Origin of the sequence: Streptomyces sp. NPDC085931, from assembly GCF_044540565.1 — a bacterium.
In the GTDB taxonomy this organism is placed as follows: Bacteria; Actinomycetota; Actinomycetes; order Streptomycetales; family Streptomycetaceae; genus Streptomyces.
In genome coordinates, this window is the sequence record NZ_JBITSK010000003.1 from 285,829 (window position 1) to 300,243 (window position 14,415).

The 14,415-nt window shown below is 73.7% G+C and carries 14 protein-coding genes and 1 pseudogene; 5 read left to right on the forward strand and 10 right to left on the reverse strand.

Annotated features, from left to right (window positions below; translation table 11 throughout):
* Nucleotides 1–47: 47 nt before the first annotated feature.
* A complete protein-coding gene (locus ACIGAN_RS07380) occupies nucleotides 48–674 on the forward strand; it encodes a TetR/AcrR family transcriptional regulator C-terminal domain-containing protein (RefSeq protein WP_399855779.1) in 627 nt (208 codons plus the stop codon).
* 90 nt (nucleotides 675–764) lie between these two features.
* Here ACIGAN_RS07380 and ACIGAN_RS07385 read toward each other — a convergent pair whose 3' ends face one another.
* Nucleotides 765–2,210: a serine/threonine-protein kinase gene (locus tag ACIGAN_RS07385; RefSeq protein WP_399855781.1), complete on the reverse strand. Its 1,446-nt coding sequence runs from the start codon at nucleotides 2,208–2,210 to the stop codon at nucleotides 765–767.
* A gap of 312 nt (nucleotides 2,211–2,522) precedes the next feature.
* On the opposite strand from ACIGAN_RS07385, the pseudogene ACIGAN_RS07390 reads away from it, so the two are divergent.
* Nucleotides 2,523–2,969, forward strand: a pseudogene (locus ACIGAN_RS07390) (CBM35 domain-containing protein); the annotation flags it as partial.
* Entirely contained in the window at nucleotides 2,946–3,992 is a 1,047-nt protein-coding gene (locus tag ACIGAN_RS07395; RefSeq protein WP_399856230.1) for a cellulase family glycosylhydrolase, read from the forward strand. The pseudogene ACIGAN_RS07390 and the gene ACIGAN_RS07395, both read left to right, overlap by 24 nt.
* A 115-nt stretch (nucleotides 3,993–4,107) precedes the next feature.
* On the opposite strand, the gene ACIGAN_RS07400 is transcribed toward ACIGAN_RS07395, so the two are convergent.
* Complete coding sequence (locus ACIGAN_RS07400) at nucleotides 4,108–4,374, reverse strand: hypothetical protein (protein ID WP_365099252.1); 267 nt, start codon at nucleotides 4,372–4,374, stop codon at nucleotides 4,108–4,110.
* Between the two features lie 293 nt (nucleotides 4,375–4,667).
* Here ACIGAN_RS07400 and ACIGAN_RS07405 point away from each other — a divergent pair, with 293 nt between their 5' ends.
* Entirely contained in the window at nucleotides 4,668–5,582 is a 915-nt protein-coding gene (locus ACIGAN_RS07405) for a diiron oxygenase (RefSeq protein WP_399855784.1), read from the forward strand.
* Between the two features lie 39 nt (nucleotides 5,583–5,621).
* Nucleotides 5,622–7,280, forward strand: a complete 1,659-nt coding sequence (locus ACIGAN_RS07410) for an FAD-dependent oxidoreductase (RefSeq protein ID WP_399855787.1) — start codon at nucleotides 5,622–5,624, stop codon at nucleotides 7,278–7,280.
* 63 nt (nucleotides 7,281–7,343) lie between these two features.
* Here the strand turns inward: ACIGAN_RS07410 and ACIGAN_RS07415 are convergent, their stop codons facing one another.
* From ACIGAN_RS07415 to ACIGAN_RS07450, 8 genes are all read right to left on the reverse strand, one after another.
* Nucleotides 7,344–7,580 (reverse strand): hypothetical protein, encoded by a 237-nt coding sequence (locus ACIGAN_RS07415; protein WP_365099244.1) that lies wholly within the window; start codon nucleotides 7,578–7,580, stop codon nucleotides 7,344–7,346.
* Nucleotides 7,581–7,647: 67 nt separating this feature from the next.
* Nucleotides 7,648–9,102: a C40 family peptidase gene (locus ACIGAN_RS07420; protein ID WP_399855789.1), complete on the reverse strand. Its 1,455-nt coding sequence runs from the start codon at nucleotides 9,100–9,102 to the stop codon at nucleotides 7,648–7,650.
* Nucleotides 9,092–9,220: a hypothetical protein gene (locus tag ACIGAN_RS07425; RefSeq protein WP_365099246.1), complete on the reverse strand. Its 129-nt coding sequence runs from the start codon at nucleotides 9,218–9,220 to the stop codon at nucleotides 9,092–9,094. Before ACIGAN_RS07425 ends, ACIGAN_RS07420 begins: the two co-directional genes overlap by 11 nt.
* Before the next feature lie 277 nt (nucleotides 9,221–9,497).
* Nucleotides 9,498–10,757: a kynureninase gene (locus tag ACIGAN_RS07430; RefSeq protein ID WP_399855792.1), complete on the reverse strand. Its 1,260-nt coding sequence runs from the start codon at nucleotides 10,755–10,757 to the stop codon at nucleotides 9,498–9,500.
* Nucleotides 10,754–11,602 (reverse strand): alpha/beta hydrolase family protein, encoded by an 849-nt coding sequence (locus ACIGAN_RS07435; protein ID WP_399855794.1) that lies wholly within the window; start codon nucleotides 11,600–11,602, stop codon nucleotides 10,754–10,756. The genes ACIGAN_RS07430 and ACIGAN_RS07435 overlap by 4 nt, the downstream gene beginning before the upstream one ends.
* Nucleotides 11,592–12,440: a tryptophan 2,3-dioxygenase gene (locus ACIGAN_RS07440; RefSeq protein WP_365741166.1), complete on the reverse strand. Its 849-nt coding sequence runs from the start codon at nucleotides 12,438–12,440 to the stop codon at nucleotides 11,592–11,594. The genes ACIGAN_RS07435 and ACIGAN_RS07440 overlap by 11 nt, the downstream gene beginning before the upstream one ends.
* A gap of 25 nt (nucleotides 12,441–12,465) precedes the next feature.
* A complete protein-coding gene (locus ACIGAN_RS07445) occupies nucleotides 12,466–13,242 on the reverse strand; it encodes an SDR family oxidoreductase (protein WP_365099250.1) in 777 nt (258 codons plus the stop codon).
* 39 nt (nucleotides 13,243–13,281) lie between these two features.
* A complete protein-coding gene (locus ACIGAN_RS07450) occupies nucleotides 13,282–14,412 on the reverse strand; it encodes a 2Fe-2S iron-sulfur cluster-binding protein (protein WP_399855796.1) in 1,131 nt (376 codons plus the stop codon).
* Between the last annotated feature and the right edge of the window lie 3 nt (nucleotides 14,413–14,415).

Genomic DNA, 14,415 nt, shown 5'->3' on the forward strand with positions numbered 1-14,415 from the left:
GGAATGTTGGTCAGTGACCAAGAGCAGGCCTGAAGTAAACTAGGTCAGTGACCAAGAAGCAAGTGGGGGAAGAGGCCGGGAGCCAGCTCAGCCGTGCGGCCGTGATCGACGCGGCGCTGGAGGTGCTGGAGGAGCGAGGGCTGGACGGACTGTCGACCCGTGCGGTGGCCGATCGCCTCGGCGTCCGCATGAACACCGTCCTGTGGCATGTGAAGACCAAGGCGCGGATGCTGGAGCTGATGGCCGACGCCGTCCTCGCCGGCATCCGTTACGACGACCTGCCGGCCGAACCGGGCGCACGCGTACGGGACTTGGCCGGCCGTTACCGGCAGGCCCTGCTCGCCCGCCGCGACGGGGCCGCCCTGGTGACCGGCACCTACCCGGCCGAAGTCCACACGCTCCGCTTCGCCGAGCACCTGGTCGACGCCCTGCTGAAGTGGGGGGTGGACGAACGGCGGGCGGCGTGGACGGCATGGACGGTCGGCTACTTCACCCTGGGGCTGACCCAGGAGGAACAGGCGGCGCCCGCCAGGGGCGACGAGCGCTTGGCCCATGCCGTGACCGCCGGCACGCACCCGGCACTGTTCCGGTCCCTGACCCATTTGAGCCCGGAGTCCTTCGAGGAACGCTTCCGGTTCGGACTCGACGCGATCCTGTCCCCACCGCCCCGGTAGCGGGGCTCGTCGGGCCCGCGGCGCGAGGGCGCGGTGCCTCCGCAGCGGTCACGGAGTCCAGCACGGAGTCCAACCCCGGGGTCATGCGCGCTACTTGGCGTGCGCCGCCTTCTTGCCCTTCTGGTTCTTCCGCCCTTCACCCGGCGGATCGGCGGGGGCCTTCGCCCTGCCCTTGCCTGCCGCCCCGCCCTCACCTGCCGCCCCGCCCTTGCCCGCCGCCTTGGCGCCCGCAGCCGGCTGCACGGACGCGGGGGAAGCGGGGCCGGTGTGCGCCGGGGCGATCTCGCTGAGCGGCCGGGTGGACCCGGACGGGCTGCGCGAGGGCCGCGCCGGCGACGGGGAGGGTGTGCCGTCGGTGCGGGCCGCACTGTCGGAGGACGTGGAGGGGGCGGACGGATCGGGGGCGGTCGGGGCCGCCTCCGGCGACGCCCCGTCCGCGGCGTCGTGATGTGAGGAACCGTCGGTGGCCAGGAGCCCGGCGGCGACGAGCGCGGCCAGTGCCGCTGCCGCCCCCTGCACGCGGAAGCGGCCACGCAAGGAGGTGGAACGGGCAGCGTGCTGCGGGGTCTCCGTCGGTACGCTCGGAATCCGGGGGGCCTCCACGAACGGCGACGGGTTCCGGTGGGTGGCGTCGGTGCGGCCCCCGGCCGCGGGCGGGACCACGCTGAGCACGGGCCGGGCAGGGGAGGCGGCAGGGGGTGCCGTGGCCGTGCCGGCGAGACGGGCCAGAGTCCGGGCGCAGTCGGCCGCCGTGGGGCGATCCTGTTCCTCCAGGCTGGTCATGGCCCGCAACAGGGCGGCGAAGGCGTCGGGCAGGAAGTCCGGAAGGCCGGGGCTGCGGTGCAGGCGCGCGATGGCGGACTCCAGGGGACCGCCGTCGTATTCGAGCCGGCCGGTGACACTTTCGAGGAGGACCAGACCCAGGGCGTAGATGTCCGCGGGGCGGCCCACGGGGCGGCCGAGCACCTGCTCGGGGGAGAGATAGGCCGCGGTTCCGGTGAGGGCACCGGTGGCGGTGCGCGTGGTGGCGTCCAGCAGGCGGGAGATGCCGAAGTCCGTCAGGTGGGGGCGGCCGGAGGGGTCCAGGATGATGTTGGACGGTTTGACGTCCCGGTGGACGATGCCCGCCTCGTGGGCGTGCGCCAGGGCTTCGGCCAGCGCGGCGCCGAGCGTGGCCGCGGCCTCGCAGGACAGGGGCGCCTCGGCGATGCGGGTTTTGAGTGTGGGTCCGTCGATGAGCTGCATGACCAGGAAGGCCTCGCCGCCGTGGTGCCCGGCGTCGAACGCGGTGACCAGTCCCGGGTGTTGCAGCCGGGCGAGGATCACGGTCTCGCTGCGGAAGGCGTCCTCCGTGTCGAAGCCGGTGCCGGCGCGGAAGACCTTCACCGCGACCGGCCGCCGCAGCCGCAGGTCGACACCGCGGTACACGTCCGCCGCGCCACCCGAGCCGATGAGCGCATCCAGCCGGTAGCGGCCCGCCAGTATCCGGGCGCAGCCCCGAAAGGCCCGGGCGTCCCCCGCCTCGCGCAATCCCACCTCGTTCTCCCCACTCCGCACGTCGGCACCGCTCGGCGGCCCGCCGTCGACGGGCCGCCGAACGCAGGTACCCACCCGGCCGCCGCTTGCACATGATCCGGCCGACGGGCGGGCAGGGCGACCGCGCAGCCGACCGTCTGTTCGTGTACATGACAGCCGTCCGGACTCTTGCCCGGCACCGGGAACCTGCGCTACTTCTTGGAATCGTCAGGGATCGTTAGGAACGTTTCCTTTCAGTGAGACGCGGTCGCCCCACCCTGCCTGCCCGGCCGCGGAATCCACCCCCCTCTCCCCGATGGAGTGAGTCTGACCATGAGTTGGCTACGCTCGTCCCGTCCCGCCCTGCGCGCCGCCGGTGCCACCCTGGCGCTGGCCGTGGCCGCCGCCCTGCCCACGTCCGCCGTCGCGGCGGCGGACCAGGCGGCCCCCGCCTCGCCCCGGGCCGCCACCGTGCACGAAGCGGAGTCCGCCGCCGTCTCACGCGGCGTCGTCGAGTCGAACCACGCCGGCTTCACCGGCAGCGGGTTCGTCAACTACGAGAACGTCCAGGGCAGTTACGTCCAGTGGACCGTCCACGCACCGCAGGCCGGCCCGGCCGCCCTCACCCTGCGCTTCGCCAACGGCACCACCACCAACCGCCCCATGGACATCGCGGTGAACGGTGCGGTGGCCTCCGCGGGCCGGGCCTTCCCGGGCACGGGCGCGTGGACCGACTGGACCACCACCACGCTCACGGTGAACCTCAAGGCCGGCGCGAACACCGTCAGGGCGACCGCGACCACCGCCGACGGCGGGCCGAACGTCGACCACGTCTCCGTCGCCACCGGCGGCCAGTCAGCGGACACGCCCGCCGCCGTCAACGGACAACTGCGCGTGTGCGGGACCAAACTGTGCAACCAGTACGGCAAGCCCGTCCAGCTGCGCGGCATGAGCAGCCACGGCACCCAGTGGTACAGCCAGTGCCTCACCGGCGGATCACTCGACGCCCTGGCCAGGGACTGGAACGCCGACGTCCTGCGCGTGTCCACCTACGTACAGGAGGGCGGCTACGAGACCGATCCCCGGCGCTTCACCGACCTGGTGCACAGCCTGATCGAGCAGGCCACCGCGCGCGGCCTCTACGTGATCGTGGACTGGCACCAGCTGACCCCGGGCGACCCCCACCACAACCTCTCCCGCGCCCGGACCTTCTTCACCGAGATCGCCCAGCGCCACGGGAACAAGACCAACCTGCTGTACGAGATCGCCAATGAGCCCAACGGCGTGAGCTGGGCGAACATCAAGTCCTACGCCGAACAGCTGATCCCGGTCATCCGCCGGCAGGACCCCGAGACCCCCGTCCTCGTCGGCACCCGCGCCTGGTCCTCGCTCGGCGTGTCCGACGGCAGCGACGAGAACGAGATCACAGCCAGCCCCGTCAACGCCACCAACATCATGTACACGTTCCACTTCTACGCCGCCTCGCACCGCGAGGAGTACCTCGGCACCCTGTCGCGGGCCGCCGACAAGCTGCCCGTGTTCGTCACCGAGTTCGGTTCCCAGAACTCCGCCGGTGAAGGCGCGAACGACTTCACCATGACCAAGCGGTACATCGACCTGATGGCGGCGAAGAAGATCAGCTGGGTGAACTGGAACTTCTCCGACGACGAACGTTCCGGAGCCGTGTTCAAGCCGGGCACGTGCCACGCGAACGGCCCGTGGACCGGAACGGCTCCGCTGAAGCAGGCGGGGGTGTGGATCAGGGACCAGATCCGCACCCCTGACGACTTCCCGACCAGCTGACCCGGCCCCCGGCCCGGTCCCGCCCGTCGCACCAGGACGGGCGGGACCGGGCCGATCGCGGACGGCCCGCGCCCGGGACGGCTGCCACTTCCCCGCCGCCACCGCAGGGCCGGGGTCAGGGGCTGTCGCCCCGCCAGTCCAGGTGACGGTCGTCCGGCGCCCGGAGCGCGTACCGCGCACGGCCGCCCGGGCCGTGGGCCCCTATCTCCGTCGGGAGCGCCACTCCCTCGCGCAGCTCCCGCTCGGGGCGGCCGGTGACATCCAGCAGCAGCCCGTCCAGCGGGCCGCCGACCAGTTCTGCGTAGACACGGTCCGGCCGGGGCCCGGCATCGTCGTGGTCGGCGCCGTACACCCGGCCCCGCATGATCTCCGCCCAGTCCATGCGGGCCAGCATCGCACCCACCACTGACAACGCCGGGTCCGCGGCGGAGCGGCGTACTCCTCCTTACTCGGGGGTAGGCTCAGCGCATCCCCTTGTTATACATTCCGTCTAACAAGGGCCCGGGCGGCGACACGACCGCACGCCGCCCCTGACCCGTCACGCCCGGCGGCACACCCCCCGCCTCCGCGCGGACGGACGGAGGGGCCCTGTGGCCCGGACCGTGCCGGAGCCCTCGCGATCGCATGCGCCACGGACGGAGACGGTCCGTCACTCGAGACTGAGGAGTTGGGAGCATGGCAAGCAGCACCGCCCGGCCGCGCGTCGAGCACGACGCCCGGACCGGTGAAGTCGCCGGCCGACTGCTCGATTCGGCCGCGACACTCTCCTACGACCCCCTCACGGAGGTGGACTGGGAGACGCCGCTGGACAAGAACTTCCACGGCGCCAGCCCGGAGTGGAGCACGCTGTACGGGACCTCGTACTGGAACGAGCTGACCGATGCGCAGCGCAAGGAGCTGACCCGGCAGGAAGCCGCTTCCGTGGCCAGCACCGGCATCTGGTTCGAGATGATCCTCCAGCAGCTGATCCTCCGGGACGTCTACGCCAAGGACCCGACCGACGAGTCGGTCCAGTGGGCGCTGACCGAGATCGCCGACGAGTGCCGGCACTCGATCATGTTCGCCCGGGGCGCCCGGAAGCTCCAGGCACCGGCCTACCGCCCGCCCCGGGTCGCGGTCGAACTGGGCCGCGCGTTCAAGACCTTGGCGTTCGGCGAGGCCGCCTACGCCGCGATCCTCGTCGCCGAGGAGGTCCTGGACGTCATGCAGCGCGACTGGATGCGGGACGAGCGGGTCGTGCCGTTCGTCCGGACCATCAACAACATCCATGTGGTCGAGGAGTCCCGCCACATGAAGTTCGCGCGCGAGGAGACACGACGGCACCTGGCGAAGGCGGGGCCGGTCCGCCGGCACCTCCACGCGTTCGTCATCGCCGTGGCCGCCTACGTGATCGTGACGAGCATGGTGAACAAGTCCGTGTACGCCAACGCCGGGTTGGACCCCGAGCGGGCCATCTCCGAGGCGCGTGCCAACGAGCACCACAAGGCGATGCTGCGGTCCAGCTGCGCCGGGCTGATGGAGTTCCTGGCCTCGGCCGGGCTGCTGACCAAGCCGGCCCTGGTGTTCTACCAGCGTGCCCACCTGATCTGACCGGCCCGCCGGCAGCGCTGTTCGAACAGAGCGGACCCCATGACCTACGCCATCACCCAGACCTGCTGCGCCGACGCCGCGTGCGTCGCCGTCTGCCCGGTCAACTGCATCCACCCCACGCCGCAGGAACGGGACTTCGGCAGCACCGAGATGCTGTACGTCGACCCCAGGGCGTGCATCGACTGCGGCGCGTGCGCCGACGCCTGCCCCGTGGACGCCATCGTCCCGGTGGACCGGCTGACCGGCCCGCAGCAGGCGTACGCCGAGATCAACGCGGCCTACTTCGCCGGCACCCCGGTCCCCGGTCCCGCCGAGGACAGCCCGAACTTCCACGCCTGGGACCGGCCGGCCTTCGACCGTGTCCTGCCCGCGGACTTCCGCCCCCTGCGCATCGCCGTCGTCGGCACGGGCCCGGCCGGCATGTACACGGCCCAGGACCTGCTCCTGCACACCAACGCCGAGATCACCCTCGTCGACCGGCTGCCGGTGACGGGCGGCCTCGTGCGCTACGGCGTCGCCCCCGACCACCCCGCGACCAAGAAGATCGGTGACACCTTCGCCCGCTTCCACACCCACCCCCGGGTGCGGATGCTGCTGGGGCTGGAGGTCGGGGAACACGTGTCGGTTCAGGAGATCGCCGCCCACCACGACGCCGTGGTGTACGCCGTGGGGGCCTCGGGCGACCGGCGGCTGGGCATCCCCGGGGAGGACCTCGCGGGCAGTCTGTCCGCCACGACGTTCGTGGCCTGGTACAACGCCCATCCGGACGTCGCCCCCGACGCGGTGGACCTGTCCGCCGAGCGCGTGGTCGTGGTGGGCAACGGCAATGTCGCCCTCGACGTGGCCCGCATCCTGGTCACCGACCCGGAGCGGCTCGCCGGCACCGACATCGCCGACCACGCGCTGCGTGCCCTGCGCGACGCCGCCGTGCGCGAGGTCGTGCTCCTGGGCCGGCGCGGGCCGGAGCACGCCGCCTGCACCCGGCCCGAACTGCTCGCCCTGACCCAGCTGCCCGGTGTGGACCTGGTCATCGACGACCACGACCCGCGCATCGGCCGCGCGATCGACGCGGCCGGACCCCACGAGGTCGCCGCGCTGCTGCGCGAGGTGCGACGCGAACAGGTCGACTGGTCGCGGCCGCCCGCCGCGGGCCGCCGTATCGTGCTGCGCTTCCACTCCGCGCCCACGGAGTTCGTCGGCGGCGACGGCGAGGACGACGCGAGGGTGCGGGCCGTGCGCGTCACCGGGGGCGGCGGCGACACGCTGCTGTCCGCCACGACGGTGCTGCGGGCCATCGGCTACCGGGGCACACCGGTGCCGGGCCTGCCGTTCGACGAGACGACCGGAACCGTGCCGCACGACAAGGGGCGGGTGGCCGGGCTGCCGGGCACCTACGTCGTGGGATGGATCAAGCGGGGTTCCTCGGGCGGCATCGGAGCCAACCGGGCGTGCGCCGCCGAGACGGTGACCAGTCTGCTCGCCGATGCCGTCCAGGGCGTCCTCCCCGCGCCCGGCCACCCCGCGAAGTCCTTCCCGCGCCTGGCACGGCGCCGCGCGCCGCAGCTGGTGGACGCCCGCGGCATGGCGGCCATCGACCGGGCCGAGCGCCTGCGCGGCGGGCGCGACGGCCGGCCACGCGCCAAGCTCGCGACCGTCGAGGACCTGGTCACGGCCGCCCGGCGCCGATCGGTGCGCTGACGCCGCGCCCGCGCACCGCGGCCACGCGTGCCACCGGCGCCACGGCGTGGCGCCGGTCCGGCGTCACTCGGCCGCCTCCCCTCGGCGGCGGGCCCGCATCCGTTCACCCGCTCTCGCCGCCTTGCCCATGAGCCGGTCCCGGCCCGCCGACCACAGCAGAGCCAGCGGCGTGACGACCAGACCGATCAACAGGGCCGGACCCCAGTCCATGCCGTCTCGCCGATAGCGCATGACCAGGACGACGCAGACATAGGCCAGTACGGCGATCAGGGCGTTCTTCAACGGTTTGGGCAGTGTCATGAGCCGTCAGGTGCCCGGGCTCACCGGGGACATGACGGAACCGCTCATCTCACTTGTCGCCGGGCGATCAGGTCGGGCGGACCGCCCCTCTGATCGCCGACTGGCCGGCGAAGAACACCGACTCCTCGCGGATGAGCGCTCCCGGGCCTGGGGCGTGAATCATCATGCCGTCGCCGCTCCAGATGCCGACGTGGCCGAGGTCGTCGTGGAAGAAGACCAGGTCCCCGGCCCGGACGCCGGCGAGCGGGACCTGCGCTCCTGCTTCCCACTGGGCCTGCGCGGTCCGGGGCAGTGTCACACCGGCGGCCTTCCACGCGGCCTGGGTCAGCCCCGGGGCGTCGTACGACCCCGGTCCGACCGCGCCCCAGACGCAGGGCCGGCCGAGCTGCTCCCGGGCGAAGGCGATCACCCGCTCGGCCCGGGTGCGGTGGCCGGCGTCCGGCGCGCCCCAGGGCATCCCCGCCACGGGCGATGCGGTGAGGACCGGGCCGGGTGGGACGGCGGGCGCGGTGAGCAGCACCGGAACAGGAGCCTCCAGAACAGGTGCGGCGAGATCCGGCAGGGCGGCGGGGTACGGGGCAGTGAGCGGGTCGGCCACCGCACCGGGCGTGGAGGAGGCGGTGAGCAGGTCGGCCACCGCACCGGGCGTGGAGGAGGCGGTGAGCAGGTCGGCCGCCGCACCGGAGGTAAAGGGGGTGGTGGTCTCGGCCGGCTGGGCGGTGGGGTACGCGGCGGTCACGTCCGTCGGGGGAAGGTCCGCGTAGGTCGCCGCCCCACCGACCGAGGGCTGCGTCGTGGTGTCGGCCGGCTGGACGACGGGGTACGAGGCGGTCACGTCCGCCGGGGGAAGGTCCGCGTACGTCGCCGCCCCGCCGGCCGGGAGCTGCGTGCGGTAGCCGTCCACCAGGGGGTCGGGGACGGCGGGTTGCGGGTCAGGCAGCGAGCCGGGATGCGCGTCGGACGCGGACGCGGGCTCGTACAGCGGCCACCGGGCCGCGTCATCGGTGAGGGCGGACCGGGCGCCGGTGGCCCACTCGTCCTGCCCCGACCGCCCTGCCCCGGCCAGTGCGACACGCTGGTCCGGGAGCGCGGGGAGGGAACCGGTCGTCGTCATCTGCGGCGACCCCCCGGGCAGCGCGGCCCGGTCCGCGGCGAGAGCGGTGGGCGCCTTGGGCGCCTTGGGCGCTTCCAGGGCGAGGGGCTCCGGGGCGCGTTCCACGGGGCGCGCCGCCCGGGGTGCCCGGTCGGGAGCCACGGCGGGCCTCCTGTCCGGCTGCGACGCGGCGACGGTGGGGCCCAGCTTGGCCCGGGCGGCGTCGAGCCACTGCCGGGCCAGGTTCCCGATCGCCGGCTCGGTGTCCTTCTGCGACCGGTCACGGGCGGCCGTGCCCCGCTGGCGCGGAATCATCGCGGCGGCGCGGGTGGCGTTGAAGGTGCCGGTGTCGCTCTCGGCGCGGTCGTAGAGGCTGTCGACGTACCGCTGGACCTCTTCGGGGGTCGGCCTCTCGCTCTCAGGCAGCATCGCGGGCACCACCGGTGCGTGCGGGCCGGGCCGAGCCGGTGGAGGCCTCCGGCGCAAGGGAGTTGCCCTTGCCGCCGCTGTCGGCCACTTCAGGGCGCGAGGTTCGTTCCGACGCCATGGACTGGCGCGCTCCTTCCGTCCGGGAGTGCACGGAACCGTCCGCCTGTCGATGGAAGTCGTGCACGCAGTGGCCAACTTAGCCAACTTGTGACTCTTCCGTGAAGATCGAAGCCCGAAACGCCCGATATGAGGTTGTGACCTTCGCCCCTCCCCCACCGAGCCACCGCAGCACGCCATTTGGACAGGGCCTTGACGTACCAGGCTGTGAAGCCTCACAGAGCTTCCGCCTGTCCGCCCGGGCGTGACGTCGGGGCAGCCGCCGCGTGACGGCCCGCTCAGGTCACCGGTCCGGCGCTGGGAGGAGCCGGGTCGTACGCGCCCTCCACGGTGAGGTCGCGCAGGCGCGAAGCGGCGGTGAGCAGGTCGCCGTGACGGGTGAAGAGGGCGTTGACGCCGAAGCGGAGCAGGTCGGGCGCGCGCATGTCGGCCACGACACCGCGCCCGGCCAGGGCGACGGCCAGTCCGTGGGCGTGGGGGTGGCGCAGGGTGACCTGGCTGCCGCGGCGGCCGGGGTCGGCCGGGGTGACGGAGGTGAAGCCCAGGGGCGCCAGGAGTTCCTCCGCGCACCGCAGGAGGAAGCCCGTCAGGGACAGGCTCTTGGCGCGGACCTGGTGCAGGTCGACGCCGCCGAAGGCGGTGAGGGCCGCTTCGAGGGCGAGCAGGGACAGGATCGGCGGGGTGCCGATGCGGGCGCGGGCGATGCCGGGCGCGGGGGTGTAGTCCCGTGCCAGGCCGAACGGGTCGGCGTGGCCGGTCCAGCCGGGCAGGGGCGTCTCCAGCGCGGCGTGATGACGCTGTGCCACGTAGAGGAAGGCGGGGGCGCCCGGGCCGCCGGAGAGGAACTTGTAGCCGCAGCCGACCGCGAGGTCCACGCCGAGGGCGTCGACCTCCAGGGGCAGGGCGCCGGCGGCGTGGCACAGATCCCACAGCGCGAGGGCGCCCGCGTCGTGAGCGGCCCGGGTCAGGGCCCCCATGTCGTACAGCTCCCCGGTGCGGAAGTCGACGGGCGAGTAGCTGACGACGGCGACCCGCCGGCCCTCGTCGGCGAGGAAGCGCGCGAGGTCCGGCGGCGGTACGTGCCGTACCTCAAGGCCGCGGCGGCGGGCGACCGCGTCGGCGAGGTAGCGGTCGGTGGGGAAGTGCCCGGGGTCGGTGACCAGCAGGGGGCGGTCCGGCCGGAGCGCGGCGGCGGCGTCGAGCGCGGTGAACAACTGCACGCTGGTGGAGTCGCCCGCGATCGTCTGCCCCGGCGCGGCCCCGATGAGCGTGCCGATGGCGTCGCCCACGCGCAGCGGTGCCTGCCACCAGCCGGCCGCGTTCCAGGAGCCGATGAGTCCGGTGCCCCACTGGCGCCGTACGACGTCCTCGAGGGCCGCCGGCACGGCGGCGGGCAGCGGGCCCAGGGAGTTGCCGTCGAGGTAGACGACGTCCGGCGGGAGCAGGAACCGTTCGCGGAGGGGGGCCAGGGGGTCGTCGGCGTCGAGCCGTGCGGCCTGCTCGCCCAGGGCGGTTGCGGCGGAGAGTGCGGTGGTCATCGGTGTGCGGCCTCCTCGCCCGCGCGGCCGGCGTCCGCCTGGGGGAAGGCGGCCGCCATGTTCCGGAGGGTGTCGGCGACCGCGCGGGCGCCGGGTGCTCCGGGTTCGATGAGGGTGTAGTGGCCGGTGCCGGGCAGGACGACCGTCCTGAGGTCCCGGTGCACGGCCGCGTAGTCGCTGAACTGGCTGAGCGGGACCTCCTCGTCGGCGGCGCCGTGCAGCAGCACGGTGGGGACACCGGTGGTCCCGGCGTCGCGCAGCAGGGTGAGGGGGTCGACCTCGGCCAGACGCTCGGTGAACTGCTCCTCGCCGCCGAGGAGTTGCAGGGCGGCGTCGTTGCTGAGGCGGTCGCGGCGGGTGGCGGTGAGGTCGGTGATCGGTGCGAGGGCGAGCACACGGGTCGGCAGGGTGCGGGTGTGCCAGCGGGAGCCTGGCGGCAGCAGGCCGCGGGCGGCGCACCACAGGGCCAGGTGCCCGCCGGAGCAGTGGCCCGCCAGGACGTAGGGCCGCCCCTCGGGCAGGGTGTCCACGATGCGGGCGACGTCGTCGAAGGTCTCGGGATAGCCGCCCGCGCCGCCGGACCGGCGGAAGCCCGGGAGCAGCACGCTGAAGCCCTGGGTGGAGAGCCAGGCCGCGAACGGGGTCAGGTGCATCCGGTCGTAGCGCCAGTAGCCGCCGTGCAGCAGGATCACCAGCGGGGCGTCGGGGTCCTCGGACGGCCAGGCGTCGTAGGAGTGGTGGGGGTGGTCCCCGTAGCGGCCGTGCACCGGTGCGAGGACCGGCTTCAGGCTCAGGACCCGCTGCTCCTCCTCGGCCGCGAAGGCGGAGATCGTCCTAGACGTCACCGCGCACCTCCCACAGTTCGGGGAAGACCGGCCGGGCCGCACGCTGCTCCAGCCAGGCCAGCCCGGCCGATCCGGCGCTGCCCGGCTTGGCTCCCATGGCCCGGCGGACCACCAGGACGTGGTCGGTGCGCCAGCGGGTGACGAGTTCGGCGATGTCGGTGAGCAGTTCGCCGAGTGCGAGGTGGGGGTGGTGCTGCGGCCCGGCGTAGACGTGCCGCCAGGCCTCCACCACACCGGGGTCGCTGTCGTAGGGGCTGGTCACGTCCCGTTCGCGGACGTGGCGCGGGACGGGCAGGCCCTGGCGGTGCAGGTAGGCCAGCACCTCGTCGTACAGGGACGGTTCGCGGTAGGTCTCGGCGAGCGCCTCGTGGACGGCCGGGTCGCCGCGGTGGGCGCGCAGCAGCCCGGCGGACTTGTCACCGAGGAGGAACTCCATGTGCCGGTACATCGCCGACTGGAAGCCCGACGCCCGGCCGAACGCGGCCCGGAAGCCGTTGAACTGGGCCGGGGTCAGGGCGGCGATGGGCGCCCAGGCGCCGCCGAGGGCGGTCAGCGCGCGGCGGCTGCGCACCAGCGCGTCCATGGCGGCGGGCAGGTCGTCCTTGGCGAAGGCGACCTTGGCCGTGCGCCACTCGTGCACGATGAGGGTGAACCACAGCTCCATCACCTGGGTGGTGACGAGGAAGCCCATCTCGTCCGGGGCCTCGGTGAGCGGCTGCTGCAGGGTGTTGAGGACGGACGCGTGCACGTACGTGTCGTAGGGACTGGCGCCCTCGAAGGGGCGGGTCAGGGTGTCGTCCGTGGCCGGCCCGTCGAGGGTGGTCGTGCGGTCGTTCATCACATCTCCTAGAGGTGCGGACGGGTCACACACCGAGGTGGGCGCCGCCGGAGGCGTCGATCCACTGGCCGGTCACCCAGCGGGCGTCGTCGCTCGCCACGAAGGAGACGACGTCCGCGATGTCCACCGGGTCGCCGAGCCGGCCGAACGTGGAGGCCTCGGAGTAGCGGCGGCGGATCTCCGGGACGGCGAGGGTGGGGTTGATCTCCGTCTCGGTGTAGCCGGGCGCGACGGCGTTGACGGTGATGCCGCGGGGGCCCAGCTCCTGGGCCAGGGAGAGGGTGAGGTAGTCGAGGGCGGCCTTGGTCATGGTGTAGGAGACGATCGCCGGGAAGGCGACGCGGGTGGCGACGGACGAGATGTTGATGATCCTGCCGCCGTCCCGGAGGCGGTCCAGTCCGCGCTGGATGATGAAGAACGGCGCCTTGGTGTTGATGGCGAAGACGCGGTCGTAGTCGGCTTCGGTCACCTGGGCGATGGGGCGGGGGACGGTGATGCCCGCGTTGTTGACGAGGATGTCCAGGCCGGCCGGGGCGTCCTGGTCCGCCAGGGCCTCGTCGAAGGCGGCCCACAGGGTGTCGGCGTCGCCGGGGACGCCGAGTTCGGCGTGTACGGGGAAGGCGCGGCCGCCGTCGGCCTGGATCTCCTTGACGGTCCGCTCGGCTGCCGTCAGGTCGTGGCCGTAGTGGACCGCCACGAGGGCGCCCTCGCGGGCGAGGCGGTGGCTGATGGCTCGGCCGATGCCGCGGCTGCCTCCGGTGACCAGGGCGGTCTTTCCCGCGTGGCGGTCGGTGGCGGTCATCGTGGGTCTCCTTCGCTGAGGGGTGGCGGGGCGGGCGGGTCAGGCGTCGAAGTCGAGGGTGAGTTCGGGGGTGCGGGGCCTGGCGCGGCAGACGAGGGTGTAGCCGGCGGCGCGGTCCCGTTCGTCCAGGGCGTGCTCGCCGTCCGCCGTCACCTGCCCGGACAGGACCTTCGCGCGGCAACTGCCGCAGACGCCCTCACGGCAGGCGTACGGCACGTCGGGGTGGCTGCGCAGCAGGGCGTCGAGCAGGGCCGGGTCGTCCGGCAGCACGGTGGCGGCCCGGCGGCGCCCGTCGAGCAGGGCGGTGACCCGGTACTCCCCCGCCTCCGGTGCCGGCGCGGCCGGCCGCGCCGGCACCGGCTCGGCGCCGTCGGCCGTGAACAGCTCCCAGCGGACGAGCGACGGGTCGGCTTCCGCATCGGCCAGGACACGCCGTGCGGTGGCGACGAGACCGGGCGGTCCGCACAGCGCGAACGTGGTGTCCGGGCCCGGGCGGGCGTCCACGGCCGCCAGCAGCCGGCGCACCCCGGACGCGTCCAGCCGCCGGGCGAGCGGCCCGCTCCCGCTCCCCCGGTCCTCCCGGGTCAGTACGTACAGGACGGTGAAGCGGTCCACGAACTCGTCCTTGACCTCGGCCAGTTCGTCGGCCAGCACGGCGTCGGCGGAGGTGCGCACCGAGTGCACGAGGCTGACGCGGCAGGCCGGGTCCCGGCGCAGGGCGTGGACGGCCATCGGGGCCAGGGGGGTGATGCCGGTGCCGCCCGCGAGGAGGACGTGGTGGGCGCCGGGCACCTCCGGCAGGGCGAAGGTGCCGGTGGGCGGCGAGAGTTCCAGCCGCGCGCCGACGGCGAGCCGGGTGGTGGCATGGTCGCCGAAGCCTCCCGGGCCGGACCTCTTGATCACCAGGCGGAGCGCCTCCGGTGTGCTCGGTGGCGGGCAGACCGAGTAGCTGCGGCGCAGTTCGGTACCGGCCCGGCGGTGCCGGACGACGACGTGCTGGCCGGGGTGGTGGGCGAAGACGTCGCGCAGTTCGGCGGGCACGTGGAGGGTGACGGCAACCGTGTCGGCGGTCAGGCGCCGGACCTCGGTGACGTCGAGGGTGTGCCGGCCGGTGCGGCGGCGGGAACCGGCCGGCGCCTGGTCGCGGAGGGCGGGCGAGGTGGTGTTCACGGG